The sequence below is a fragment of the Mycobacterium celatum genome, assembly GCF_002101595.1.
GTDB lineage: Bacteria > Actinomycetota > Actinomycetes > Mycobacteriales > Mycobacteriaceae > Mycobacterium > Mycobacterium celatum.
The window spans coordinates 28,603-54,297 of sequence record NZ_LQOM01000016.1; the positions used below are offsets into that span (position 1 = coordinate 28,603).

Annotated in this window: 20 protein-coding genes and 1 tRNA gene; 13 read left to right on the forward strand and 8 right to left on the reverse strand. The window is 67.0% G+C overall.

Annotated elements, in window-relative coordinates:
- The first annotated feature begins 268 nt into the window (after positions 1-268).
- Complete coding sequence (locus AWB95_RS03830) at positions 269-538, forward strand: WhiB family transcriptional regulator (RefSeq protein WP_062540731.1); 270 nt, start codon at positions 269-271, stop codon at positions 536-538.
- Positions 539-607: 69 nt separating this feature from the next.
- Here AWB95_RS03830 and AWB95_RS03835 read toward each other — a convergent pair whose 3' ends face one another.
- The 3 genes from AWB95_RS03835 to AWB95_RS03845 form a co-directional block, all read right to left on the reverse strand.
- Positions 608-1,951, reverse strand: a complete 1,344-nt coding sequence (locus AWB95_RS03835; protein ID WP_085167688.1) for a macrolide-binding ATPase MABP-1 — start codon at positions 1,949-1,951, stop codon at positions 608-610.
- 43 nt (positions 1,952-1,994) lie between these two features.
- Positions 1,995-2,801: a cyclodehydratase gene (locus tag AWB95_RS03840; RefSeq protein ID WP_085167765.1), complete on the reverse strand. Its 807-nt coding sequence runs from the start codon at positions 2,799-2,801 to the stop codon at positions 1,995-1,997.
- Positions 2,802-2,870: 69 nt separating this feature from the next.
- Positions 2,871-4,235 (reverse strand): zinc-dependent metalloprotease, encoded by a 1,365-nt coding sequence (locus AWB95_RS03845; protein ID WP_169714635.1) that lies wholly within the window; start codon positions 4,233-4,235, stop codon positions 2,871-2,873.
- A gap of 117 nt (positions 4,236-4,352) precedes the next feature.
- On the opposite strand from AWB95_RS03845, the gene AWB95_RS03850 reads away from it, so the two are divergent.
- The 10 genes from AWB95_RS03850 to AWB95_RS03895 all read left to right on the forward strand — a co-directional run bounded on the left by AWB95_RS03850 (position 4,353) and on the right by AWB95_RS03895 (position 17,615).
- On the forward strand, positions 4,353-5,375 hold the full coding sequence (locus AWB95_RS03850) for a YlbL family protein (RefSeq protein ID WP_062540816.1): 1,023 nt from the start codon (positions 4,353-4,355) through the stop codon (positions 5,373-5,375).
- 52 nt (positions 5,376-5,427) lie between these two features.
- The gene (locus AWB95_RS03855) at positions 5,428-8,418 is read left to right on the forward strand and encodes a UPF0182 family protein (RefSeq protein ID WP_085167690.1); all 2,991 of its coding nucleotides are present in this window, start codon (positions 5,428-5,430) and stop codon (positions 8,416-8,418) included.
- A gap of 140 nt (positions 8,419-8,558) precedes the next feature.
- A tRNA-Met gene (locus tag AWB95_RS03860) sits at positions 8,559-8,632 on the forward strand.
- A gap of 120 nt (positions 8,633-8,752) precedes the next feature.
- Positions 8,753-10,195 (forward strand): DUF3375 domain-containing protein, encoded by a 1,443-nt coding sequence (locus AWB95_RS03865; RefSeq protein ID WP_062539966.1) that lies wholly within the window; start codon positions 8,753-8,755, stop codon positions 10,193-10,195.
- On the forward strand, positions 10,192-10,770 hold the full coding sequence (locus tag AWB95_RS03870) for a DUF4194 domain-containing protein (protein WP_062539965.1): 579 nt from the start codon (positions 10,192-10,194) through the stop codon (positions 10,768-10,770). Before AWB95_RS03865 ends, AWB95_RS03870 begins: the two co-directional genes overlap by 4 nt.
- Positions 10,763-14,161: an ATP-binding protein gene (locus AWB95_RS03875; protein ID WP_085167692.1), complete on the forward strand. Its 3,399-nt coding sequence runs from the start codon at positions 10,763-10,765 to the stop codon at positions 14,159-14,161. The genes AWB95_RS03870 and AWB95_RS03875 overlap by 8 nt, the downstream gene beginning before the upstream one ends.
- A complete protein-coding gene (locus tag AWB95_RS03880) occupies positions 14,158-15,321 on the forward strand; it encodes a Wadjet anti-phage system protein JetD domain-containing protein (protein ID WP_062539964.1) in 1,164 nt (387 codons plus the stop codon). The genes AWB95_RS03875 and AWB95_RS03880 overlap by 4 nt, the downstream gene beginning before the upstream one ends.
- A 68-nt stretch (positions 15,322-15,389) precedes the next feature.
- Entirely contained in the window at positions 15,390-15,644 is a 255-nt protein-coding gene (locus tag AWB95_RS03885) for a type II toxin-antitoxin system VapB family antitoxin (protein WP_062539963.1), read from the forward strand.
- Positions 15,644-16,063, forward strand: a complete 420-nt coding sequence (locus AWB95_RS03890; protein WP_198157784.1) for a PIN domain nuclease — start codon at positions 15,644-15,646, stop codon at positions 16,061-16,063. Before AWB95_RS03885 ends, AWB95_RS03890 begins: the two co-directional genes overlap by 1 nt.
- Before the next feature lie 109 nt (positions 16,064-16,172).
- Positions 16,173-17,615 (forward strand): amidase, encoded by a 1,443-nt coding sequence (locus AWB95_RS03895; protein WP_085167694.1) that lies wholly within the window; start codon positions 16,173-16,175, stop codon positions 17,613-17,615.
- Here the strand turns inward: AWB95_RS03895 and AWB95_RS03900 are convergent.
- The gene (locus AWB95_RS03900) at positions 17,610-18,308 is read right to left on the reverse strand and encodes a cutinase family protein (protein WP_062541526.1); all 699 of its coding nucleotides are present in this window, start codon (positions 18,306-18,308) and stop codon (positions 17,610-17,612) included. The two genes, AWB95_RS03895 and AWB95_RS03900, sit on opposite strands and share 6 nt — an antisense overlap.
- 74 nt (positions 18,309-18,382) lie before the next feature.
- Entirely contained in the window at positions 18,383-19,357 is a 975-nt protein-coding gene (locus AWB95_RS03905) for an NADPH:quinone oxidoreductase family protein (protein ID WP_085167767.1), read from the reverse strand.
- Between the two features lie 170 nt (positions 19,358-19,527).
- Between AWB95_RS03905 and AWB95_RS03910 the strand changes: the two genes are divergently transcribed.
- Together AWB95_RS03910 and AWB95_RS03915 are read left to right on the forward strand one after the other, a co-directional pair.
- Positions 19,528-20,997 (forward strand): flavin-containing monooxygenase, encoded by a 1,470-nt coding sequence (locus tag AWB95_RS03910; RefSeq protein WP_062541578.1) that lies wholly within the window; start codon positions 19,528-19,530, stop codon positions 20,995-20,997.
- Between the two features lie 79 nt (positions 20,998-21,076).
- Positions 21,077-22,033, forward strand: coding sequence for an alpha/beta fold hydrolase (locus tag AWB95_RS03915; RefSeq protein ID WP_062541579.1), 957 nt, complete (start codon positions 21,077-21,079; stop codon positions 22,031-22,033).
- On the opposite strand, the gene AWB95_RS03920 is transcribed toward AWB95_RS03915, so the two are convergent.
- The 3 genes from AWB95_RS03920 to AWB95_RS03930 all read right to left on the reverse strand — a co-directional run bounded on the left by AWB95_RS03920 (position 22,001) and on the right by AWB95_RS03930 (position 25,678).
- On the reverse strand, positions 22,001-23,362 hold the full coding sequence (locus AWB95_RS03920) for a flavin monoamine oxidase family protein (RefSeq protein WP_062541580.1): 1,362 nt from the start codon (positions 23,360-23,362) through the stop codon (positions 22,001-22,003). The two genes, AWB95_RS03915 and AWB95_RS03920, sit on opposite strands and share 33 nt — an antisense overlap.
- Before the next feature lie 79 nt (positions 23,363-23,441).
- Positions 23,442-24,557 (reverse strand): Rv3169 family protein, encoded by a 1,116-nt coding sequence (locus tag AWB95_RS03925; protein WP_062541581.1) that lies wholly within the window; start codon positions 24,555-24,557, stop codon positions 23,442-23,444.
- Complete coding sequence (locus AWB95_RS03930; protein WP_062541582.1) at positions 24,557-25,678, reverse strand: phosphotransferase family protein; 1,122 nt, start codon at positions 25,676-25,678, stop codon at positions 24,557-24,559. Before AWB95_RS03930 ends, AWB95_RS03925 begins: the two co-directional genes overlap by 1 nt.
- Between the last annotated feature and the right edge of the window lie 17 nt (positions 25,679-25,695).

Sequence of the window (25,695 nt, forward strand, 5' to 3'; positions counted from 1 at the left end):
ATCACCATGAACGCATTCGGCGTAGGCCTGGCCGGCTGGGCTCGTAAGACTGGCTCCCGCCATGTCGCGCATGCCGCTGCGGCGGCCGCATCGGCGGCGCTACCAACGCGTCCGTGGATCGGGGCTCCACCTAGGTTCTAGGGAATAGCCCCTCAATGGCCACGGACTCGAAACAAGATCCGTGGCCACAGTTTTCGGGTCGGCAACCTGCCACCTGGTCCGGATCTTCCAAAGACCGCAACCAGACCAGGAAGCAGGTGACCAGGACATGTCGAGACAGACGGTCCGCGACGAAATGCTGCCGGAATTGCCGTGTCACGTCGGCGATCCCGACCTGTGGTTCGCCGACAGTCCCGACGACTTGGAGCGCGCCAAGGCTCTGTGCGCCGACTGCCCGATTCGCACCCAGTGCCTGGCTGCGGCGCTGGAACGCGGCGAGCCGTGGGGTGTGTGGGGCGGCGAAATCCTGGACCGCGGTTCGATTGTCAGCCGCAAGCGGCCCCGCGGCCGTCCGCGCAAGGACGCCGTCGCTGCCTAACACCACGAAAGTGCAACTGCCGACGCGTTTGTCGAGTGACAACGTCGGCTGTTGCACCCTCGCGGCGGTTTAAACAACAGCGGCGTCGGGTTCGGCGAAGCCGGGCACCAGCTCCTCCGACAGCGCCTTGATCGGCACATGCGCATCGAGCTGGCACAGGATGGCCGTCGTCGACGCGATCACCCGCATCGGAATGGCCAACTTGGGCGGCAGGTCCATTTGGCGCACAGTCTTGATCTGGGTGACCGAGCGGTCGATCTGCTTCCCGGCCATCCTCTGGAGCCATTTGCGGGTGTAGTGGAACACCTCGACCTCGACCGGTTCCACGTACTGGCGCAGCATCTCGTCGATGTCGCGCACCGACACCTGCTGACCCTTTTGGATCAGGCCGGCCTTCTCCATCGTCGGCAGCAGCAGGTCGTAGTTCTTCTCGCGGGCCAGCCGAATCGTCATCCCCAGCTCGATCGGCAAACCGCCGGGCAGCGGCGCCACCGCGCCGAAGTCGATGACACCCATGCGGTCATCGGCCAGCAGCATGAAATTGCCGGGATGGGCGTCGCCGTGCATCATCTCCAGCCGCCGCGGCGCGCCGAGGGTCAGCTCCATCAGCCGGGTGCCCATGATGTCGCGTTGCTCGACGGTGCCGCTGCGGATGATCTCCGACATCGGGATCCCGTCGATCCACTCCTGGATCACTACCTTGGGGGCGCTCGCGACGATGTGAGGCACCACGAAGTGCGGGTCGTCGGCGTAGGCCTTGGCGAACGCGCGCTGGTTATCGGCCTCCAGCCGGTAGTCCAGCTCCATCTCGGTCCGTTCGATCAGCTCGTCGACCACGCCCTGGACGTCGGCGCCGGGTGCGAGCTGCTTGAGCACGCCGACCATGCGCTGCATGGTCTTGAGGTCGGCGCGCAGCGCCTCGTCGGCACCCGGGTACTGAATCTTGACCGCAACCTCGCGGCCGTCGTGCCACACCGCCTTGTGGACCTGCCCGATGCTGGCCGACGCAACCGGGGTGTCGTCGAAGTCGACGAACCGGGAGCGCCACTTGGTGCCGAGCTGGGCGTCGAGCACCCGGTGCACCTTGTGTGCCGCCAGCGGCGGCGCATCCTTTTGCAGCTTGGTCAGCGCTTCCCGGTAGGGCTCGCCGAACTCCTCGGGGATGGCGGCCTCCATCACCGACAGCGCCTGGCCGACCTTCATCGCGCCGCCCTTGAGCTCGCCGAGGACGGTGAACAGCTGATGGGCCGCCTTTTCCATCAGCTCGGCGTTGACTTCGTCCCTGGACTTGCCGGTCAGTCGCTTGCCGAAGCCGAGCGCTGTGCGGCCGGCGATGTTCACCGACAGGCCGGCCAACTTCGCGTTGCGCGCCGCGCGGCCCCGCTTGATGTCTGTCACATACCCATCATCCATGACTGCCCGACCGTCGCCCGCATCGAGTTGGCAACGCGCGATGTCAACAAAAACACAGTGGGTGGCGCGGCCACTGCCGCGCCACAATCGAGCCGGCATGAACGTCGAATTCGAGGGTGGCATTCAACGCGGTGGGCGGCCCCGGATCGCGTGCTGTGTCTCCGCCGCGCACCGCTCCGATCACCCGGTTGACCTGGCTGAGCGCCAGCGCCGCCGTCGCCAGCAGCGTCGCCCGGTCGGCGGTGCCGACGGCGTCGCGCAGTTGCGCGGCGACGGCGGGCCAGGCCGCGTCGCGGTCCCGGCGGTGCAAATCGGCGCACCCCAAACAGCTGGTCACCCCGGGGATAACCAGCGGCCCGACCAGCCCCGCGCCGTCGCGCACCCGGACGGGGAGATGTGCGACGCGCTGGCTGTGCAGTTCACGCACCATCCGCGGGTCGGCCACTAGGTAGTCCGACAAGATCACCAGGTCGGTGCCGGTGTGGGTCACCACGGCATGCGGCTGGCTGCTGTGCTTGATCCGGGCACCCGAGCAGCGCAGCGCCCCGAGCAGCAGATCCGACAGCGGTCCGCGGCCATGGACCCGGATCGACGCCGACCGGCCGGGCCGCGGGCGACTGCGGGCGGCGACGCCGGCGTCGACCAATTGCGCGACGAGATCGTCGAGGTCCTGCGCGGACACCGCGTCCGCGCGCCGGTGCAGCTCGCTGATGGGCACCGGCGACTGCATGCCGCGCAGCAGCGCGGCCAGCTTGACGGCGGTCAGGCCACGTGGCGGCTGGACCAGCACGGCGCGGCGCGGATCCCAGCCCACCTGCACCGCGCCATCGGGGCGTACCAGCACCGGCATCGCCGGATCAAGCGCGTACAGCGTGCTCGGCACGGTCGCGACTGTGCCACGTCGGGCGCGACGCTCCGCTCAGCTATCCACAGAGCCGTCGGGGCCGGGGTCGACGCCGCGCTCGAACTCGGCGATCGCCTCGTCGATGCCGCTGGTGTCGCCGCCGATGACCCGGTCGATGAAGCCGGCGGGCTCGTCGAGGTCCTCGGCCTCCGGCAGCAGATCGGGGTGCTGCCACACCGCGTCGCGGGCGTCCACGCCGGCGGCCTGGGTGAGGCGCTCCCACAGCACCGCGGCTTCCCGCAGTTTGCGCGGACGAAGTTCCAAACCGACCAGCGTCGCGAACGTCTGCTCGGCGGGTCCGCCGGTGGCCCGGCGCCGGCGCAGCGTCTCGGCCAGTGCGGCCGCACCCGGGATGCGATCGCCCAGTGCGGCGGTCACCACGGTATGTACCCACCCCTCGATCAACGCCAGCAGTGTCTCGAGCCGTTCGAGTGCCTGGGTCTGCTCGGGTGTCGCCTTGGGCTCGAACACGCCCTGCGTCAACAGGTCTTCCACCGCCGACGGATCGGTCAGCGACGCCGGGTTGAAATCCCTTGCCAGCTCCTCGATTCCGGCCATGTCGATCTTCATGCCGTTGGCGTAGGCCTCCACGGCGCCGAGCAGCTGACTGGACAACCACGGCACATGGCTGAACAGCCGGTGGTGGGCGGCCTCGCGGGCCGCCAGGTATGTCACGATCTCACTGCGCGGCTGCTCCAGCCCGTCGGCGAAGGATTCCACCGCGTCCGGCAGCAGTGCCGCAATTCCCTTGGGGCCCAACGGCAATCCGATGTCGGTGGACGTCAGCACCTCGCGGGACAGCCGGCCCAACGCTTGGCCGAGCTGCGAGCCGAACGCCATCCCACCCATTTGCGACATCATCGCCAGCAGCGGGCCGGCCATGTTCTTGGCCTCTTCGGGTAGCGCTGCCGCCCACACGGTGGCAATCTGCTGAGCCATCGGATCGCACAACCGTTTCCAGGTTTCCAGCGTGTTGTCCACCCAGTCGGTGGGGCTCCAGGCGACGGCCTTGGTGGTGCCGGCCGGTAGTGCGGTCGCCCCGTCCAGCCAGGTTTCGGCGAGGTGCACGGCATCGCTGATCGCCGATCGGGTGGCGGCCGGGATCGGCGGCACGAAACCGATCGAACTGGATGCCAGCTGACGCGCCAGTTCGTAGTTCACCGGGCCGGAGGCCTTCCCGGACGCCATCACTGTTCCGGCGCCGCTGAACATCTGCCCGAGACGGGTGAAGATCTGGCCCAGGTCGGCCATATCGAAATTGCCGCCCATCCCGAACGGGTCGGTGGAGCCCGAGTCGTCTTTGCCCGGCTTGTCGCGCTCGGGGTCGTCGCCGGCGGAGAAGCCGAAAGGCGGGTCAGCCATACCCCCAACGGTACTCATCGCCGAACCGCCGCGAGCGATCCGCCGTCACGCTGACAGTGAACGGCACCTGGTAGCGATCGCCGGCGCGGCAAAGGGCGGAGCGGGTCGCCACCACGACAGCCTAGGGTAGGCGACGTGAACAGGCGGATTCTGACGCTGATCGTCGCGCTGGTGCCGATTGTGGCGTTCGGCGTGCTGCTGGCGGTGGCGACGGTGCCCTACGTGTCACTGGGTCCAGGTCCGACGTTTGACACGCTCGGTGAGGTCGACGGCAAACAGGTGGTCGACATCGAGGGCACTCAGACGCATCCCACGACCGGTCACCTGAACATGACGACGGTGTCGCAGCGCGACGGCCTGAGCCTGGGGGAGGCGCTGACGCTGTGGCTGTCCGGGCAGGAGCAGCTGGTGCCGCGTGACCTGGTTTACCCGCCGGGCAAGTCGCGTGACGAAGTCGACAAGGCCAACAACGCGGATTTTCGGCAGTCCGAGGACAGCGCCGAGTACGCCGCCCTCGGGTATCTGAAGTACCCGCAGGCGGTGACCGTTGCCGCGGTGAGCGACCCGGGACCGTCGAAGGGCAAGCTGCAGGACGGCGATGCGCTCGACGCGGTCGACGGCACACCGGTGGCCAACGTTGAGCAGTTCACGTCGCTGCTGAAGAAAACCAAGCCCGGCCAGTCGGTCACCATCGACTTCCGGCGCAAGAACGCCCCGCCCGGCACTGCGCGGATCACGTTAGGCGCCAACCCCGATCGGGGCTACGGCTTTTTGGGGGTGTCGGTGTTGGACGCGCCGTGGGCGCCGTTCGCCATCGACTTCAACCTCGCCAACGTCGGCGGCCCCTCCGCGGGGCTGATGTTCAGCCTCGCCGTCGTCGACAAACTCACCACCGGCGATTTGGCCGGCTCGAAGTTCGTCGCGGGCACCGGCACCATCACCGCCGAGGGCAAGGTGGGCCCCATCGGCGGCATCGTGCACAAGATGAGTGCCGCCCGCGCGGCCGGGGCCACGGTGTTTTTGGTGCCGGCCAAGAACTGCTACGAGGCAAGCTCGGACAAGCTGCCCGGACTGCAGCTGGTGAAGGTCGAGAACCTCGGGCAGGCGGTGGATGCGCTGCACGCGGTGACGTCGGGTGGGCAGCCGCCGAGTTGCTGAAACCCTGCGTACAGTTGTGACCGTCGATACAAACGGCCAGGGAGCGTAAGTAGTGGGAATGCGGCCCACGGCGAGAATGCCGAAGCTTACTCGGCGCAGCCGGATTCTGATCGCGATCGCGCTGGTAGTGATATTGCTGCTGCTGGTAGGTCCGCGACTGATCGACGCCTACGTCGACTGGCTGTGGTTCGGCGAACTGGGCTACCGATCGGTCTTCACGACCGTGCTGATGACCCGCTTCGCGGTGTTTTTGGTGGTGGGGCTGCTGGTCGGCGGCATCGTGTTCGGCGGGCTGGCGCTGGCCTACCGGACCCGTCCGGTGTTCGTGCCGAGCAACGGCAACGATCCGGTGGCGCGGTATCGCACCGTGGTGCTTTCGCGGCTGCGGCTGATCGGAATCGGAGTCCCGGCGATGATCGGCCTGCTGGCCGGCATCATCGCGCAGACCTACTGGGTGCGTATCCAGCTGTTCCTGCACGGCGGCGTCTTCGGCATCAGGGATCCGCAATTCGGCAAGGATCTCGGCTTCTACGCCTTCGATCTGCCGTTCTACCGGCTGGTGGTCGGCTACTTGTTCGTGGCGCTGTTCTTGGCGTTCGTGGCGAACCTGGTGGCGCACTACATCTTCGGCGGCATCCGGCTGTCCGGGCGTACCGGCGCGCTGAGCCGTTCGGCGCGAATCCAGTTGATCAGCCTGGTCGGTGCGCTGGTTCTGCTCAAGGCGGTTGCCTACTGGCTGGACCGCTACGAGCTGCTTTCGCACACCCGGGCCGGCAAGCCGTTCACCGGTGCCGGATACACCGACATCAACGCGGTGCTGCCGGCCAAGCTGATCCTGCTGGCGATCGCGCTGATCTGCGCGGGTGCGGTGTTCTCGGCAATCGTGTTGCGGGACTTGCGTATTCCAGCCATCGGCCTGGTGCTGCTGTTGTTGTCGTCGCTGATCGTGGGAGCCGGCTGGCCGCTGATCGTCGAGCAGATCAGCGTCAAACCCAATGCGGCGCAAAAGGAAAGCGAATACATCAGCCGAAGCATCAACGCGACCCGGCAAGCGTACGGGTTGACCGAAGACGTGGTCAGCTACCGCAACTACAGCGGCGACGGTCGCGCCACTGCTGAGCAGGTGGCCTCCGACCGCGCTACCACCTCGAACATCCGGCTGCTCGACCCGACGATCGTCAGCCCGGCGTTCACTCAGTTCCAGCAGGGCAAGAACTTCTACTTCTTCCCCGACCAGCTCTCCATCGACCGCTACCTCGACCGGGACGGCAATCTGCGCGACTACGTGGTGGCGGCCCGCGAGCTCAACCCGGACCGGCTGATCGACAACCAGCGCGACTGGATCAACCGGCACACCGTATACACCCACGGCAACGGGTTCATCGCGTCGCCGGCCAACACGGTGCGCGGTATTGCCAACGACCCCAACCAGAACGGCGGCTATCCGGAGTTCCTGGTCAACGTCGTCGGCGCCAACGGCGGCGTGGTGTCCGACGGTCCGGCACGGCTGGATCAGCCCCGCGTCTATTTCGGGCCGGTGATCGCCAACACCCCGGCCGACTACGCGATCGTCGGAAAGAACGGGAACGACCGCGAATACGACTACGAGACCAACACCGAAACCAAGAACTACACCTACACCGGCAGCGGCGGAGTCCCGATCGGCAGCTGGATATCGCGCAGCGTGTTCGCCGCGAAGTTCGCCGAGCGAAACTTCTTGTTCTCCAACGTGATCGGGTCCAATAGCAAGATCCTGTTCAACCGCGATCCGGCGCAGCGCGTCGAGGCGGTGGCGCCGTGGCTGACCACCGACAGCGCGGTGTACCCGGCGATCGTCAACAAGCGGCTGGTGTGGATCATCGACGGCTACACCACGCTGGACAATTATCCGTATTCCGAGCTGACGTCGTTGTCGTCGGCTACCGCCGACTCCAACGAGGTGGCGTTCAACCGGCTGGCGCCCGACAAGCAGGTCTCTTACATCCGCAACTCGGTGAAGGCCACCGTCGACGCCTACGACGGCACGGTCACGCTTTATGCCCAAGACGAGGCCGATCCGGTGCTCAAGGCGTGGATGAAGGTGTTCCCGGGCACGGTCAAACCGAAGAGCCAGATCACCCCCGAGCTGGCCGAGCATCTGCGCTATCCGGAGGACCTGTTCAAGGTGCAGCGCATGCTGCTGGCCAAATACCACGTCAACGACCCGGTGACGTTCTTCTCCACGTCGGATTTCTGGGATGTGCCGCTGGACCCTAACCCGACCGCCAGCAGCTACCAGCCGCCGTACTACATCGTCGCGAAAAACCTTGCCAAGGGTGACAATTCGGCGTCGTATCAGCTGACGAGCGCGATGAACAGGTTCAAGCGCGACTATCTGGCGGCCTACATCAGCGCCAGCTCGGATCCCGCGACGTACGGCAAGATCACCGTGCTGACCATTCCCGGCCAGGTCAACGGGCCGAAACTGGCCAACAATGCGATCACCACCGACACCGCGGTGTCGCAAGACCTCGGTGTGATCGGCCGGGACAACCAGAACCGGATCCGGTGGGGCAACCTGCTAACGCTGCCGGTGGCGCAGGGCGGGCTGCTCTATGTCGAACCGGTGTATGCCTCGCCCGGCTCCAGTGACGCGGCGTCGTCGTATCCGCGGCTGATCCGGGTCGCAATGATGTACAACGACAAAATCGGCTACGGGCCCACCGTTGGTGATGCGCTGACCGGACTGTTCGGGCCGGGCGCCGGTGCCACCGCGACGGAGATCGCGCCGACCGATGCCGGTGCGCCGGCCAGCCCGCCGGCGGGAACGCCGCCGCCGGCCGCCGATTCGGTGCCGGCGTCACCCGCGCCGCCGGCCGCGGCCGTCCCGCCCTCGCCCAACGGTGCGACAACGTTGTCGCCGGCCAAGGCCGCCGCGATGAAGGAGATCCAGGCGGCCATCGCCGCGGCGCGCGATGCCCAGAAGAAGGGCGACTTCGCCGCCTACGGCGCAGCGCTGCAGCGGGTCGACGACGCGATCACCAAGTTCAACAACGCCAAGTAAGCGACGGGTCGCCTTCCCCGCGAACGTGCGCGTCCCCGGGCGACACGCCGACATAATTCCCGGGTTTGCGCACGCTCGCGGCATGTTGACCCGCGATTTGGTGGGCGCCGCCCGCGTTCGGTAACCTTGCATTTACCCGTCGCGGGGTGGAGCAGCTCGGTAGCTCGCTGGGCTCATAACCCAGAGGTCGCAGGTTCGAATCCTGTCCCCGCTACTAAATCGAAACGGCCGCCGGCATCAGTCGGCGGCCGTTTTCGCGCCGCCCACAACGGCCGTATCTGGTGACAGCGATTCGCTGCCCCAACATGTCGGTGTCCTTGCTTACGCTCTGCGTGTGGAGTACGAGGCAATCCGCGCCTTGCGGGATCGACACCCTGCTTGGCGACTACTGCGTGCAGGTAACGCGACTCTGATCCTCTCCTTTCTCGGAAAGTTCTTTGTCGAAGGCAACCGAGGCGCGTGCTCAGCAAGCGAAGTTGCGGCCGCTTTGGACGACCATCTCTATGCGCTCAACGCCGACGAACCCGCCGAAAACGGGCAGCCACGATTTCCGAAGAGCCCACGAGCGTACTTGGAGGACTGGGCAGCAACCGACGCCGCGTATCTGCGGCGGTTCTACCCGCCTGGAGACGACGAGGTCCACTATGAGGTCACGCCGGCTTTCGAGAAGGCCTACGGCTGGGTCACGACGCTTCAGGGCAGGTCCTTCGTGGGTACTGAGTCCCGGCTGCACACCGTGGTCGAGCTGCTGCGACAGATCGCGCAGGGAACCGAAACCGAACCCGATGTCCGGCTGGCAGAGTTGCGCCGTCGTCGCGACGAACTCGACGCGCAGATCGCGGCCGTCGAGGCTGGCGTCGTGCAGTTGCTGGACGCGACAGCGGTCCGCGATCGCTACCAACAGCTCGCCGCCACCGCACGCGAGCTGCTCTCGGATTTTCGCGAGGTCGAAGACAATTTCCGGCTCCTCGACCGGGCCGCGCGAGAGAAGATCGCCGCCTGGGACGGCTCCAAGGGCGAACTACTTGCCGAGTTGGTCGGCAGTCGCTCCGAGATCGCTGGCTCGGATCAGGGCCGCAGCTTCCAGGCGTTCTACGACTTCCTGCTCTCCGAGGCGCGCCAGGCCGAGCTCGCCGGGCTGCTCGCTAAGGTGTCCGCGCTGGACATGATCGAACAGGACCAGAGGATCCGCGGTATCCACCACGACTGGTCGGAAGCCGCCGACCGGGCCCAGCGCACCGTTCGGCAGATATCGGAGCAACTGCGCCGCTTCCTCGACGACCAGATCTGGCTGGAGAACCGGCGCGTACTGGACTTGGTGCGGGCCGTGGAAAGCGCCGCACTCGAGCTGCGCGACGCCCCGCCCCCCTTCGGGCTCGAGGTCGACGAGCCGGGCATCGAGCTGACCTTGCCGTTCGAGCGGCCGCTGTATCAAGCGCCGGTGGCGGCCGAAGTCGAAAGTGAGATTTCGGCGGCGACGGAGGAGGTCGACACCGACCTACTCTTCACCCAGACCTACATCGACCAAGCCCGCCTGGCCGAGATCATCCGCGCCGTTCTACCCGAGAACTCCTCCGCCCTGCTGTCCGACGTCGTTGCCGTGCACCCCATCGAGCAAGGAGCCGCAGAAATCGTTGGCTACCTTGCCCTGGGCGACGAAGACCTGACGGTCGACATGGACGACGCCGACGAGACCCTCCTGGAATACCGCGACTCCGCCAACCCGGACCTCACCAAGCGGGCCAGGCTGCCGAAAGTGACGGTGCGGCGGCAATGAGCAGCGAGCACGCGGTGGCCAGCGCCATCATCCGGTTGATGCAGGGGGTCGTCTACCGCGAATCCGACGAGGACACCTGGCTGACCCTGGAACGGTCGGGTGCCGGTGTCCGAGACCATTTCGCCAAGATCGGCGTCGACGTGGTGATCGACGACGCGGAGGGCTACGCCTACCTTCGGTCCCGACCCGACGACGACGGGGACGAGGCGCTGCCGCGCCTGGTCCGGCGGCGCGCGCTGACATACAACGTCAGTCTCCTGCTGGTGCTCTTGCGCAAGAGGCTCGTCGAGTTCGAAACCAGTGGCGGTGAAGGCCGATTGGTGCTCAGCACCGAGCAGATCGTCGAGATGCTTCGGCTCTTTCAGGCCGAATCCACCAACGACGCACGAGTCGTGGATCAAGCGGAGACGACGATCAAGAAGGCCGCCGAACTCGGCTTCCTGCGCCAATTGCGCGGTCAGCGCGACCAGTGGGAGGTGCGGCGCATCCTCAAGGCCTACGTCGACGCCCAGACCCTGTCGGACTTCGCGGCCAAACTGCGCGAATACGCCGGAACGGTAGTCGACCATGACTGAAAGCTCCACTGCCACAGCGCAACTCGATGAAACCCGAGGAGCCGGTTACCGGCTGGCGCATGCGGAGCTGTTGAACTGGGGCACCTTCGACGGCCAGGTCTGGCGGTTCAGCCCGGGTACCGACACCGCGCTGTTGACCGGTGACATCGGCTCCGGCAAGTCGACGATCGTCGATGCGCTCACCACCTTGCTGGTGCCGTCGCACAAAGCGGCCTACAACAAAGCCGCCGGCGCCGACGCCAAGGAACGCACACTGCGCTCGTACGTGGAAGGCCACTACAAGTCGGAGCGAAACGAGGCCACCGGCAAGTCTCGCGCCAAGGGACTGCGCGAAAACCGGCGAACATACTCGGTGATCCTCGGCGTGTTCACCAACCACGGCTATGACGAGACGGTCACCCTGGCCCAGGTCTTCCAGCAGCGCGAGAGCACCGGACAGCCCTACCGGTTCTTTGTCACTGCGACCAAACAACTGTCGATCGCCACGGACTTCGCCGACTTCGGGTCCGACCTTCGCGACCTTCGCAAGAGGCTGCGGGCGTCCGGGGCTGAGATCTTCGACGAGTTCCCCAAGTACGCAACGTCGTTGCGCCGGCTGCTCGGCATCCGATCCGAGCAGGCACTCGAGCTGTTCCATCAGACGGTGTCGATGAAATCCGTTGGCAATCTCAACGATTTCGTCCGCGACCACATGCTCGAGCCGAGCGACTCGGCCGATCGTGTTCGTGACATCATCGCCCACTTCGACGATCTGACCAAGGCGCACGACGCCGTCAAACGGGCGCGAGAGCAACTCGAAGCGCTCGAGCCCATTGTGCAGACCGCGGCCAAGTACGACGCGGCGCTTTCCGAGCGTGACGCGCTGGAGCGAGAGCGATCGGCGGTGCGGCTGTTCATCGCGGAGCTTCGTTCCGGTCTGCTGGCCGGCGAGATCGCCCGGTTAGAGGCCGACGGCGCCGCCCGGTCGAGGGAACTGGAAGCTGCCGAGACGACGCAGCAACGGCTCAAGCATGAGCGCGAATCTCTGATCGAGGAGCGCGCCGGGGCGGGCGGGGACCGCATCGGAGAGCTGGAGCGGCTCGCAAGCGAGGCCCGCGCCCAGGCCGAAACCCGCCGTGGCTCAAGGGTTCTGTTCGACGCGGCAGTCGCCGGCGCTGGCCTGGAACCCGTCATCGACAGCGAGGAGTTCGCGGCCTTGTCCGCGCTGGTCTCCACCGAGCGTCCCCGGCTGATCGCCGAAAAGCGAAGCCTCGACGCAGCCACCGCCGACGCGATCGGGCGCGAGCGAGAGCTGCGACGCAAGTGCGAGGTCATCACCGACGAGGTCACCAGCTTGGAGCAGCGCACCAGCAACTTGCCCGTCGAGCAGGTCGAGGTGCGCGCCGAGATGTGCGCGGCCCTCGGGCTGACGCCGGAGGACCTTCCCTACGCGGGTGAACTCCTCGACGTGTTCGACGAGCACGCCGAGTGGCGGGGCGCCGCCGAACGAGTGCTGCGCGGGTTCGCGCTCTCTCTGCTGGTGCCGCAGCAGCATTACGATGCCGTCGTCGAATGGGTGAACGGCCGACGGCTCATGTTTCGTGGCCGGGGCGGTAAGGCGACCGGAGCGAAGCTGGTCTACGAGAGGGTTCCCCGCCAACAGGTCCGGCTGCAACCGGCCGACCACGACTGGCTGCGGCTCGCCGACTGCATCGACATCAAGGACGGGCCGTTCCGGGACTATCTGGCCAACGAACTCACCAAGCGTGCCGACTTCCGTTGCGCAACAAGCTTAACCGAGTTCCAAGCCGAGCGGCGCGCTGTCACCCGCGAGGGTCAGGTGCGTTCGGGCGACCGACACGAAAAGGACGACCGGCACCGCGTCGACGATCCTCGCCGGTGGGTGCTGGGCTGGGCCAACGAACGCAAGATCGCCGCGCTGCGCGCCGAACTTGGCCAGCTAGAGGCCGAGCGCGAGGCGGCCGCCTCCGAGGTGGCCGGGCTCAGCGCTCAGCGGGAGGCGCTGCAGGAAAGGCTGGACGCCCTACTTCGGATTCAGGGCTTTCGCTCCTGGATTGACCTCGACGTCGACGAAGCCGAGGCGCGCGCGAAAAACCATGACGCTGAACGTATTCGGTTGCAGGCAGGCTCGTCGCGGCTGCAGGAGATCACGCGCGCGCTGGACCGCAACGCCGAGGAAGACAGTGCGGTCGCCGAGCTGATCAGGAAACTCACCGGTGAACTCGCCACCACTCTCGCCAAGGCAAAGCAGGCCGAACACGACAAGAAGCGCGACGACGATTTCATCGCAGCACAGCAGCAACAGGACCTGGAAGCCGCCCGGGAGTCCTACGCTGCCCTGGACGAGCGCCTGGGGAGGCGCCGTCCGACGCATGCAGCGGACTGCGCCGAGACCGAGGCGGTTCTGTCCGACGATCTGCACAGGCGGATCGAAAAGCTGACCCGCGAACTGAACGGTCACGGACTGAACCTGGGCCAGCACATGGCAGCGGTGTTGACCCGCTGGCCCGAGCTTCGCGCTGACATGGACGCCAATGTCGATGCGCGCCAGGAGTTTCTGGCGTTCCGGAACCGCGTCGCGACCGACGACCTTCCGCGTTTCGAAAGCGAGTTCAAAGAACAGCTCAACAAGAACGCCATCCAAGAGCTCGCAGGGTTCAACAACTGGCTGGGTAGGCAGGCGTCGGCCATCGACGAGCGCGTCGACCGCATCAACGAGGCGCTCGGGGCGGTGCCCTACAACCCGGGTCGCTTCATCCGCCTCGAGAAGGAACCCACCACCAATCAGGATGTCGCGCAATTCCGTTCGGACTTGCGCAACCTGACCAACGACAGCCTCGCGATCGATGGCGACCAGTACTCCGAGCAGCGGTTCCGAGACGTCAAGCGGATCATCGAACGCTTTCGCGGTCGGGACGGCTACGCCGAATCCGACAAGACCTGGACTCGACGCGTCACCGATGTGCGCAACTGGTTCGTTTTCTCGGCTTCCGAGCGTGACGTCGAGACCGACCTCGAGTGGGAGCACTACAGCGACTCCGACGGTAAGTCCGGCGGCCAGAAGGAGAAGCTGGCGTACACGATCCTCGCGGCGTCGCTTGCCTACCAGTTCGGGCTCGAGTGGGGAGCACAGCGGTCACGCGACTTCCGGTTCGCGGTCATAGACGAGGCATTTGGGCGCGGCTCGGATATCTCGACACGCTATGCGCTGGAGCTCTTCGCGACGCTCGGGCTGCAACTTCTCATCATCACGCCGTTGCAGAAGGTGCATGTCATCGAGCCGTACGTCAAGGCAATTGGATTCGTCGACAATCCGACCGGAACCTTCTCTCGGCTCCAGACGATGACGATCGAGGAGTACCGCACACGACGTGACGGCCGGCGGCCATGAGTCGCGGGTGGACCACACCAGATGGCATTGCCGCCAGGGTCCGACGCCGGTGGGACGACGGATCGCTCTTGCGCGCCCACGCCAACGGTGACCCCTTCGATCCGATTGAGGTGCCACTCCATGGCCCCAGGCCGTCGGAGGTCGGTGATGACCTTGCCGCCGCCCGCAGGTGGGTCGCGGCTCTCGACGCCGGCCGCCGCGACGACCGTCGATACACGCTGCAATGGCAATCGATCGGCGGCAGACAGATCGGCCGTAACCAGCTGCCCGTACGGGCGGTCGTGTCCTCGATGGAGCAGGCCTGCGCTCTCTTGGGCGTGACGGCATCGCTTCGCCGGTTCGACGAACTGTTGGTTCTCGCGCAGCAACATCCACGAGTTCGACAGTGGATCGTCGACCATCCGCATCGTGCGCTGGAACTGGCACCCGAGGTGCCGCGGCTGATCGCCGCCTACATTTGGCTCGACAGTAACCGGCAATCACATCGCTATCTGCGCGAGATCAGCGCACCCGGAGTCGACACCAAGTTCGCCGAAAGGCACCGCCCGGTTCTGGCAGCCATGCTTGGCGTGTCGTCGAGCGCCTCGGGATTTCTGGCTGGCCTTGGCCTTCGATCGAAGCCCGGTTTGGTTCGGCTACGGCCCGCCCCCTCGCTCGGCCTGGTGGCTCCGCTAACAGAGATAGCGGTGCGCTGCGAGGAGTTGACGCAACTCAACGTCGAACCACGGATGGCTGTGATCATCGAGAACGAGATCAGCTATCTGAGCGTGGAGGTGCCCGACAACGGCGTCGTCATCTGGGGGAGGGGGTTCGACGTCGATGCCGTGGGCCGACTGCGTTGGCTGGCCGAAGTCGATGTCCGTTACTGGGGGGATATCGATACGCATGGATTCGCCATACTTGACCGTCTGCGGGCGTGGCTGCCGCAGGCACAGTCGGTGCTTATGGACCGTGAGACTCTGCTCACCCATCGCGATCATTGGGTGACCGAGGACCGTCCGGCGACGGCGGTCCTCACGCGTCTGACGCCCGACGAGCAGGAGCTGTATTCGGACCTGGTCACCGACGGTTTGGGCGAGCGAGTGCGTCTCGAACAGGAGCGAATCGACTGGCAGTGGGTCGAGCAACGGCTACCGGCAGGCATCAAGGTGCGGACCTAGCGGATGGTGTATCGCTTTCCATACTTTTGGTGCATAGCTGCCCATGAGATTGGTGTATCATTTCACCAATGACACGCATCACGGTCGACGTGAACGACGAGTGGCTCGACGCCGCCAAAGAGGTCCTGGGTACCGACACCAAGGTCGCCACCATCAACGCCGCGCTGCGCTCTTTCGCGCTGCGCACCCAAGCCGGCAAGATCGTCGCCACCCTCAACAGTGTCCCGATGGACTTCACCGACTCCGATTCCTCGTGGCGTTACGGCGCCGGCCGCGACCTGACTCGACTCGAACAAGAGGCGCTGGAACCCGAAGCGTTCTGATGGCCGGTGTCGTGTACTTGGCAGACACAACGGTCTACGTGTTGCAGGGTCGCCACGACGTCGTGCGCCGCCGATTCGAATCGCTATTGGCAGAGGGGCGACTCGCAGGATGCCAGATGTCGGCTCTGGAGTACCTCAACGGTGCCCCGGATCCGAAGGGTTACGAGATCGTCTGGGGCGCGCTGCATGGACATCGCTGGATGAACGTGACCTCGGAGGCCATGAACCGGGCATTGGATGTGCACCGAGAACTCGCCAAGACGAGCCAGCACCGCCATTTCCGTCTACCCGACCTGATCATCGCTGCGACAGCGGAACTCAATGGGGCGACCGTCCTGCATTACGACGCCGACTACGACCGTATCGCCGCCGTGACCGGCCAGGCCACAGAGTGGGTGGCAGCCAAGGGGTCGCTCTAACCGGGTTCGGCCAGCACCGTCTGGAGCGGATAACCGAGGGTTCGAGTCGGCGGCCGTTTTCGCGCCGCCGGCCGTTTTCGCGCCGCCGGCCGTGGTACAACCGTGAGCCATGAGCAGTCTTGCCGACGAGACGCGGTGGATGGATGCCACGGACCAGGCGAGGCTGGTGGCCAACGGCGACGTCACGCCGGGCGAGCTCCTCGAGGCGGCGATCGAGCGGATCGAGCGGACGAACCCGTCGCTGAACGCCGTCGTCATCGAATGGTTCGACCACGCCCGCCAAGTAGCCGCCGATCCGAACCTTCCCAATGGCCCGTTTCGCGGCGTCCCTTTTCTGCTCAAGGACCTCTACACCAGCTTCACCGGCCAAACTCTGTCCAACGGCAACGTGGCCCTGAAAGAAGCCCGCATAATCGACACCGCCGACACGACCCTGGTCGCCCGCTTCAAAGCGGCCGGACTCGTCATCGCCGGGCGGACGAACACCCCGGAGCTGGGCAGCCTGCCGACCACACAGCCGCTGGCCTGGGGCCCGACCCGTAACCCGTGGGCGCCGGACCGGACGCCGGGCGGGTCCAGCGGTGGTGCGGCCGCCGCGGTAGCCGTCGGCATGGTCCCGTTCGCCAACGCCTCCGATGGCGGCGGCAGCATCCGTATCCCGGCGTCGTGTTGCGGGGTCGTCGGACTCAAGCCGAGCCAGGGACGCATCACGGTCGGCCCGGCGCGCGCCGAGGCGGGCCTCGGCGTCGAACTGTGCGTCAGCCGTACGGTGCGCGACACTGCGGGCCTGCTGGATGCGGTGCGCGGTCCCGGGATCGGCGACAGCGTCATTGCGCCGCCGCCGCAGCGGCCCTACCTCGACGAGGTGGGCGCCGACCCCGGACGGCTGCGCATCGGGCTGCTCGACGTCCATCCGCGCGGCGACTTCCTGCACCAGGACTGCGTCGCGGCGGTGCGCGCAGCGGCGTCGATGCTGGAGGGCCTCGGCCACATCGTCGAGCCGGCATGGCCAAAATGCCTCGCCGACACCACACTGCCGCAAAAGTTCATGGCGCTGTGGGCGACGGGAATGGCGATGGCGGTGCGCGGGTTCGGCGAGACGCTCGGCCGCGAAATGACCAAAGACGACGTCGAGCCGGTGAACTGGGCGCTGGTCGAGCAGGCGCAGCGACTGACCGCCGTCGACTATGCCGCGGCACAGGCCGCGGTCTGGACATTCCGGCGGGAACTGCAGCAATGGTGGGCCGACGGCTGGGACCTGCTACTCACCCCGACACTGGCCGAGCCGCCGCTTTTCCTGACGGAGTTCGAGAACGACCCGGAGCATCCGACGGCGCCGATGCGCCGAGCCGGGCGGTTCGCCGCGTTCACGCCGCCGTTCAACATGAGCGGGCAGCCGGCGATCAGCCTGCCGCTGCACCGCAACGCCGAGGGCCTGCCCATCGGCGTCCAGCTGGCCGCCGCATACGGCCGCGAGGATGTCCTGATTCGCGTTGCGTCCCAACTGGAATCGGCCCGTCCGTGGTCATCACAGCACCCAGCGAACCTATAGGTGGCTCACCGCGAAATCCGCGGCCTGGTCCGTCATGCCGTTCGTCAGGTACGCCATATGCGCGAAGGTGGGTGGCGCGCTGGGAGCGCCATTGCAGATGGTGTCGTCGGGCGCACACAGCTGGATGGTCTTGGGCGCGTACAGCGGGCCGATTCTGATGGGCGGCGCTCCGTTTTCGGTGAGGAACTGATTCGACGGCGTGCCGAACAGCGTCACCGCGGCGACGTGGTTGGCAACCTCGGCCGGCATCGGCTTGGGCACGTACGAGGCGTATTCGGCCGGCACTTCCTTCGGTATCGCGGCCGAGGTGACGAAACCGGCCAACGCCGCGCCCTGGGAGTATCCGCCGAGCACGATCCTGGTGTTGGGGCAGTTCGCCGCCGTGGACTCGATGTGACCGCCGGCGTCGCGAATCCCGTCGACGAAAGTTCGGGCGAACTCGATGCCGGCGCCGAAATCGCTGCTGGCGGGGTAGTTGACCGGATAGACGCTGACCGACCTGCCGCCGGCCCGGGCATTCAGTGCGTCGACGAAGGCCTGCCCGACCCCGCCGACACCGGGTGGCTCGGCCGTTCCGCGGGCGAACACCACCTCGACGTCCGGACACGGCTGGGCGGACGCAACCGGCACCGGCGCACTGAGCAGGGCACCAACGGTCACCACACCAGCCACGAGCAATTTGATGACGTCCATCGCTACCTCACCGCGTCGTACCATCCCGACCATTGCCTGAGTGGAGTGCCCAGCAGAGGCCCCAGCAAAACGAGCTAATCCCGCATCCGCAGCACGACCTTGCCCTTGGCGGTGCGGTTCTCCAGCGCCGCGATCGCCTCGCCGGCCCGCTCCAGCGGATAGACCTCCGGCTGCGGGGGTGGCACTGCGCCCGAGGCCAGCAGCGGCTCGAGCTGCGACCACTGCCGCTCCAAAGAACCCGGATGCGACATCGCCCACGCACCCCACCCGACCCCGACCGCGTCAATGTTGTTGAGCAGCAAGCGGTTCAGCTTCACCGTCGGGATGTCGCCGCCGGTGAAGCCGATCACCAGCAGCCGGCCGCCCTGGGCCAGTGACCGCAGCGAGTCCGTGACGCGGTCGCCGCCGACCGGGTCGACCACGATGTCCACGCCGCGCCCACCGGTCAGGTCGCGCACCGCGTCCTTGAAGCCGTCGGCGAGCACCACGTCGGTGGCGCCGGCGGTCCGGGCGATGTCGGCCTTCTCCTGCGTGCTGACCACCGCGATGGTCCGGGCCGCCCCGAGTGCGGGCGCCAGCCGCAGCGCCGACGTGCCGATGCCGCCGGCCGCGCCGTGTACCAGCACCGTCTCGCCGTCGCGGAGCCGGCCGCGTTCGGACAGCGCGAAATGCACGGTCAGGTCGTTGAACAGCAGTCCGGCGCCGGCCTCGAACGACACGGTGTCCGGCAGCTTGAACACCTGCTCGGCCGGCAACGCGATGACTTCGGCCATGCCGCCGGACAGCATCGTCAACGCCGCCACTCGGTCGCCGGCCGCCACCGGCGCCTCGGCGGGGGCGCTGCGCACCACGCCGGCCGCCTCGCCGCCGGGAATGAACGGCGGGTCCGGTTTGTGCTGGTAGAGGCCGCGGGTGAGCAGCGCGTCGGGAAATGCCACCCCGGCAGCATGGACGTCGACGACGACGGCGCCGTCACCGCCGGGCTCGTCGACCTCGACCACCTGCACCGCCTCCGGCCCGTCGAGCCGGGAAATTTGTACCGCGCGCATCGCCACCTCTTTCTGTCAAGACGAACCTAGTCCGGCGCCGATGCGGGCTGTAAAGCCCGGGGAGAAGCCGGACCATCGGACCTAGTCCGGCGCCGATGCGGGCTGTAAAGCCCGGGGAGAAGCCGGACCATCGGGCCTAGTCTGGTAGTCACGCGAGAGGAGCTACTGCCATGGACCCGTTCTTCGACGTGGTGATCATCGGTGCCGGGATCTCGGGGATCGGCGCCGCCTACCGGATCCGGGAGCGCAACCCGCAGCTGCGCTTCGCAATCCTGGAACGACGGGAGCAGCTCGGCGGTACCTGGGACCTGTTTCGCTACCCGGGTGTGCGGTCCGACAGCGACATCTACACGCTGTGCTTCCCGTGGGAGCCGTGGACGCGGCCGGAGATGATCGTCGACGGCACCCACATCTGGCAGTATCTTTCCGACACCGCACGCAAGCACCACATCGCCGAGCACATCCGGTTCAACACCCATGTCCGCTCGGCCGACTGGGATTCGGGCACCGACACCTGGACGATCCGCGCCGACCGGGACGGCCAGGAGCAGACCTACCGTTGCCGGTTCGTGTTCTTCGCCACCGGCTACTACGACTACGACAACCCCTACCGGCCGGCGTTCCCCGGCATCGAGGACTTCACCGGCGAGGTGGTCCATCCCCAACACTGGCCTGAGACGCTCGACTGCACCGGCAGGCGCTGCGTGGTAATCGGAAGCGGCGCAACCGCCGTCAGCCTGATCCCGACCCTGGCGCAGCAGGCGCAGCGCGTGACCATGTTGCAGCGCACACCGTCGTACATGATTACTGCGCCCAAGGTCGAGCCGACAGCAGTACTCGCTCGAAAGTGGTTGCCGCTGAACGTGGCTCACTGGATTGTCCGATGGCGCAACGCGCTCATCGGTGTGTTGCTGTGGGAGGTGTCGCGCCGGGCGCCGGAGTTCATGAAAAGACTGCTGCGGCGCATCGCCGAACGTAATCTGCCCTGGGGCTTCGACATCGACACCCACTTCACCCCGCCGTATGACCCGTGGGATCAGCGGATGTGCTTTCTCGTCGACGCCGACCTGTACAAGCTGATCAGCGACGGACGCGTGGAGGTCGTCACCGACCACATCGACCACATGGACGCCACCGGCATCGTCTGCAAGTCCGGTCGGCACCTCGACGCCGACGTCATCATCACCGCCACCGGGCTGCAATTGCAGGCGCTGGGCGGAATCACGGTCAGCCTCGACGGCGAAAAGATCAACCCGCATGATCGATTCGTCTACAAGCGCCACATGCTCGACGACGTCCCCAACATGGCCTGGTGCGTTGGCTACACAAACGCGTCGTGGACCCTGGGCGCCGATCTGACCGCGCAATCGGTCGCAAAGCTGTTGGAGTACATGAGGATTCACGGCTACACACACGCCTATCCGCATCTCGGCGACACCGACATGCCCGAGCAGCCGACTCTGAACCTGCAGGCGGGCTACGTGTTACGCGCCCTGGATGTGCTGCCGAAGTCGGGTACCCGGCGTCCGTGGGTGGTCAGCCACCACTTCCTGCGTGACGTGATTGACCATCGGTTGCGCCCCATTGACGAGCAGATGGTGTTCGGTAGGGTGGACGCCGACCGCCGACAAACCGCCTAGGCGCCGGGTTTTGGTGTCCGCAAGTCGCTGGCCCACTCGGTAGACTCAGGAGTGCGGCCCGCACGGGAGGGGAGCGGCGATGGGTTCTCGACAACCGCCACGTTCGCCTGCGCCGATACCCGCCGAATTGCCGCCGAGCCGCGTGTTTTCCGTACGGGCCCCGGACGGCACCCGTCTGCACACCGAGGTGTTCGGCCCGGAAGATGGCTATCCGATTGTGCTTTCGCACGGCATCACCTGCGCCATCCGGGTATGGGCTTATCAGATCGCCGAACTGGCCGGCGACTACCGGGTGATCGCGTTCGATCATCGCGGCCACGGACGCAGTGGCGTTCCGCCGCGCCGGAACTACGGCCTGCATCACCTGGCCTCCGACATCGACGCGGTGCTCGAGGCCACTCTCGCGCCGGGTGAACGTGCCGTCATCGCCGGGCACTCGATGGGCGGCATCGCGATCGCCGCCTGGTCGGAGCGGTACCGGCACAAGGTGTCCCAGCGCGCGGACGCGGTCGCCCTGGTCAACACCACCACCGGTGACCTGCTGCGCGAGGTGCGGTTCCTGCCGGTGCCGGCGCCATTCGCCGCGGTCCGGGTGTTGGGCGGGCGTGCACTGGTCAGCATCTTCGGTTCGTTCACGGTGCCGCCCGCGGTGCGGCGCGCCAGCCGCGAGATGGTTTCGCTGCTGGCGGTCGGTGCCGATGCGGACCCCAATGTCGGCGCACTGATCTACGAGCTGTTCGACACCACGTCCCCGGCGGTGCGCGGCGGCTGCGGCAAGGCGCTTGTCGACTCGCTGGGTTCGCGGCACATCAGCCTGTCCGGTTTGACGGTGCCGACGCTGGTTATCGGCAGCGAACGCGACCGGCTGACGCCGCTGAGCCAGTCGCGCCGGATCGCTGCGGCCGCACCGAATCTCGTCGGGCTCGTCGTGCTGCCCGGCGGACACTGCGCGATGCTGGAACGTCCCGCCGACGTCAACCGGGAATTGCGGGCGCTCGCCGAATTAGTCGCGGGCGACAGGCGGATCAGCTCGTAACCGCGCCGCGACCTCCGCGGCGGCCCGCTGCCCGGAGCGCACCGCCCCGTCCAGGAACCCGGTCCACTCGTCCGCCGTCTCGGTGCCTGCCCAGTGAATCGGACCCACTGGGCGGCGTAACCACGGCCCGTAGCGCGTCCAGGACCCCGGCGGCACCGCGGCGGTTGGGCCGCCTGGTGCGAATTCCTCAGCGCCCCAACGATGGTCGACATAGTCGAGCGGTTTGAGCGCCTCCTCGCCGAACAGCGAGGCGAAGCAATCGAGCGCGCGTTTCTGGCGCTGATCGGCGGGCAGCTTGTCGAAGCTGCGGGCGTCGACGAATCCCAGCAGGATGCCCGGTCCGTCGGGCTGCGGGCTGACGTCGAACGTGATGAACACCGGGCCCTCGTCGGACAACGCCTGGCCGGAGAATCCGTTGCCCCGCCAAAACGGCGTCGGGTAGGCCGCATACGCCTTGGACAGCCGGCCCTGCGGCCAGGCTCCGGCGAGTTGGTGGTACGCGTCGGGCAGCGGGGGAGTGAACTCGATGCCCGCGCGATGTTCCGGCGGGACCGCGATGATGGCGAAACGGGCTTCGGCGCAGCCCTTTTCACAGCTGACCGTCACGCCGCCATCGTGCCGGTCGACGCGGCGCACCGCGGCGTCCAGTACCACCCGGTCGCCGAGCTCGGCCGCCATGGCGTCGGCGATCTGCTGAGTGCCGGCGGCGAAACGGTCTTGCTGCGCACCGTTTTCCACGTCCAGCAGCCGGTCCAGACCGCCGGCGGCGTGCACATAGCGGGCGGCGTGCAGCATCGACACGTCGTCGGGCTCGCACCCCCAGGTCACCCGCGCCATGATGGCCAGCAGGTCGCGCGCGGTGGCTCCGGTGTGCACCGAGCGCAGCCACCGGCCCAGCGACTGGGAGTCCAGCCGCTCCGCGCGTCGCGCCGTCCACGGCTCGGTCAGCGGAACCCGCCGGGAGATGCGCTCGAATTGCCAACGCACCCTTCCGATGTCGAGCAGTCCGCCCAGAGACAGTCGCGGGATGGTGCCGGAATACCGGCGGACCATGCCGCGCCACCGGATCAGGTTGGCGCCGTCGTAATAGGTCGGGACGGTGTCGATGCCGAGTTCGCCGGCCAGCGCCAGCATTGCATCCTGCGTCGGCCCGACGAAGGTGCCGCCCATGTCGACCGGGATGCCGGCGACATGGCCGGTGTGCGAACGTCCCCCGACCCGGTTACGCCCCTCGAGGACCAGCACGTCGTGTCCGAATTGCTTGAGCTGACGGGCGGCGGTGAGCCCGGCGAACCCGGCTCCCACGATTACGACGTCGGCGGACTCCATACCTCATCACTACCGTCGACTGTGGACTTATGTCACGGTTTGTGGTGAACCGCGTGTATCAAGTCCACATTCGAGGCACCTAAGGCGCGACCGCTAACCAGTCTTTGAAGCCGGACGGGTCATGGCGGCCCAGCGCGCCGTGCTCGTACAGACCCCAGCCCTCCACAGGCTCGGCGTCGCCGTCGCGGCAAATCGCCCGGCCGACGTGGTCGATCACCCCGAAGCCCGACCGCGCGGCGATCGCCGGGTCGGCCATGTCGTAGGTCAGCCGCTCGGTGAACTTCTCGCCCTTCCACATGCCGTGCAGCCAGTCCGAGTCGCCGCCGTAGCCACCGCCGACATGGATCGGCACCGGCAGTTTGGACTCCACCTCGAAGTGCACCGGCGTGCCGTCGGGCCGGCTGGCCTCGATCGTCGCCCCGGTCGGGATCCTGGTGCCGGACCGGTAACGGGTGGTCACCCGCGGCCAGCCCAGTTGCTCGACGCGACCGTCGCGCCAGATCCGGGTGCAGTCGTTGAGCGAGCGGAACCCGTCGGGCGCCTCCTGGATGATCATCACGACGGCGAAGTCGTCGAACGCCATCGGCACGTACAGCCACCACATGCCCTCGAACGGCGGGTCGGCCGGTCGGCCGGCCGGTTCCGGTTCGCCGATCGGGCGGATGCCCCAGGACCGGTCGCGGCTGCCGATCCAGGTGGCGGGGTCGACGGCGATCTCCTCGCCGTCCAGCATGATCCGCCCGCTCCAGGCGCCCAGCTGGGCGAAGCGCTGCGCGTCGAGCGTCACCCGGTTGCCGGAGCGCATCAGGTGCGGCTGCTCCTGCACGACGTCGAACAGGCCCTCCCAGGACAAGTCGACGGCGATGCCCTCGGTTTCCTCCAGGATCACCCGCAGCTTGCGCAGCGGCTCGCTGACCTCGATCCGGTAGCCGCCGACGTGCTGGTTGAGCCGGTCCTGGTCGATGGCGTCCGAGAGGTGCACCGCGGTCTGGGTGTCGCCGCGGCGGATCAGCACGAACGCGTCCTTGACGCCGAGGTTGGGGTAGTAGCCGATGCCGGTGATCAGGAAGATGTCGCCGGTGCGGTCGTGGGCGTTGAGGTACGCGCGGTCATAGAAGTTGCGGTCCGACGACCCCGGCCAGGCGATCGGCTGCGGGATCTGGTGAACCGGAAATTCGTCGAGCGGTCCGAGCATTACTCTTCTCCTATAAGTCTTTTCAGCAACGCGGCGTGGTAGAACAGCGACTCGACATCGTCGGGCCTTTCCACCTCACCGAAATGCACCCGGCGCGCGCCGGTGCGCATGAACACACACGCCCACATCACGCCCGAGTACACGTAAAACCAGTGCAGGTCACCGACTTCCACCCCGGTGAGGCGCTGGTAGGTGTCGCGAAAGTCGTCCTCGCGCATCACCTCCGGCAGTCCCGGTAGCCCAGCCAGCCCGGCGAGTTCCTGGAAAACCATGTGCGCGAAGATCATCCACGCGACGTCGAGCTCGCGCGGACCCAGCGTCACCATCTCCCAGTCGAGCACCGCCACCGGCCGGAAGTCGCGGTAGAGCACGTTGCCCACCCGGGCATCGCCCCAGCACAGCACCGGCCGTCCGGCGTCCGCCTGCTTCGGCCAATGGGCCTCCAGCCAGTCGAAGGTTCGCTCCAGCAGCGGCGAGCGGCCGATGCCCGGCACCGCGAAGTCGTACCAGGACCGCACCCAGTCGAAGTGCCGGCGCAGCGCGGTGCCCCCGTCATCGGACAAGAACCCAAAAGTCTTCTCCGGGTTGGGAATCGAATGCAGCTTTGCCAGCACGTCGACGGTGGAGTCTTGCAGTTCGCGTTGCCGCTCGGCGGGCGCGTCGGCAAACCAGTTGTCGCCGAACGTGTACGGCATCACGTCGGGCGGCACCACGCCCTCCACGTAGTCCATCAGGAAAAACGGCTTGCCGAGCACGTCGCCGGTGGTCTCGATCCAGCGCACCCGCGGGACGGGCACGTCGGTGAGCTCGCCGACCAGCCGCATCACCTCGAATTGATGGTCGAGCCGATACGACGGGAACACCGGCACGTCCTCGGCGCTCGGTGCCACCCGGGCGACCCAGCGCTGCTCGACCGGCGTGCCGGCCTCGTCCCAGCGGCCGGTCAGGATGATTGTCTCCGACGACATGCCGGTGGCGTCGACGCCGCTTTCGACGGTGACCTGCGGCGTGGCGGGCAGCACGGTGGCAAGCCATTGCGCCATCACCGCGGGCACCGTGCTGAAGTCGCGACTGGACCGCTGGAGTCGGCCGACGTCTTCGACTGCTGGTTGGTTGGCCACGTGCGCCTCCGGCAATT

Excerpts from the sequence above, each read along its gene's own strand:
- AWB95_RS03830 (WP_062540731.1), top strand. The coding sequence starts at position 269 with ATGTCGAGACAGACGGTCCGCGACGAAATGCTGCCGGAATTGCCGTGT.
- AWB95_RS03835 (WP_085167688.1), bottom strand. The coding sequence starts at position 1,951 with ATGGATGATGGGTATGTGACAGACATCAAGCGGGGCCGCGCGGCGCGC.
- AWB95_RS03840 (WP_085167765.1), bottom strand. The coding sequence starts at position 2,801 with ATGCCGGTGCTGGTACGCCCCGATGGCGCGGTGCAGGTGGGCTGGGAT.
- AWB95_RS03845 (WP_169714635.1), bottom strand. The coding sequence starts at position 4,235 with ATGAGTACCGTTGGGGGTATGGCTGACCCGCCTTTCGGCTTCTCCGCC.
- AWB95_RS03870 (WP_062539965.1), top strand. The coding sequence starts at position 10,192 with ATGAGCAGCGAGCACGCGGTGGCCAGCGCCATCATCCGGTTGATGCAG.
- AWB95_RS03875 (WP_085167692.1), top strand. The coding sequence starts at position 10,763 with ATGACTGAAAGCTCCACTGCCACAGCGCAACTCGATGAAACCCGAGGA.
- AWB95_RS03880 (WP_062539964.1), top strand. The coding sequence starts at position 14,158 with ATGAGTCGCGGGTGGACCACACCAGATGGCATTGCCGCCAGGGTCCGA.
- AWB95_RS03885 (WP_062539963.1), top strand. The coding sequence starts at position 15,390 with ATGACACGCATCACGGTCGACGTGAACGACGAGTGGCTCGACGCCGCC.
- AWB95_RS03890 (WP_198157784.1), top strand. The coding sequence starts at position 15,644 with ATGGCCGGTGTCGTGTACTTGGCAGACACAACGGTCTACGTGTTGCAG.
- AWB95_RS03895 (WP_085167694.1), top strand. The coding sequence starts at position 16,173 with ATGAGCAGTCTTGCCGACGAGACGCGGTGGATGGATGCCACGGACCAG.
- AWB95_RS03900 (WP_062541526.1), bottom strand. The coding sequence starts at position 18,308 with ATGGACGTCATCAAATTGCTCGTGGCTGGTGTGGTGACCGTTGGTGCC.
- AWB95_RS03905 (WP_085167767.1), bottom strand. The coding sequence starts at position 19,357 with ATGCGCGCGGTACAAATTTCCCGGCTCGACGGGCCGGAGGCGGTGCAG.
- AWB95_RS03910 (WP_062541578.1), top strand. The coding sequence starts at position 19,528 with ATGGACCCGTTCTTCGACGTGGTGATCATCGGTGCCGGGATCTCGGGG.
- AWB95_RS03915 (WP_062541579.1), top strand. The coding sequence starts at position 21,077 with ATGGGTTCTCGACAACCGCCACGTTCGCCTGCGCCGATACCCGCCGAA.
- AWB95_RS03920 (WP_062541580.1), bottom strand. The coding sequence starts at position 23,362 with ATGGAGTCCGCCGACGTCGTAATCGTGGGAGCCGGGTTCGCCGGGCTC.
- AWB95_RS03925 (WP_062541581.1), bottom strand. The coding sequence starts at position 24,557 with ATGCTCGGACCGCTCGACGAATTTCCGGTTCACCAGATCCCGCAGCCG.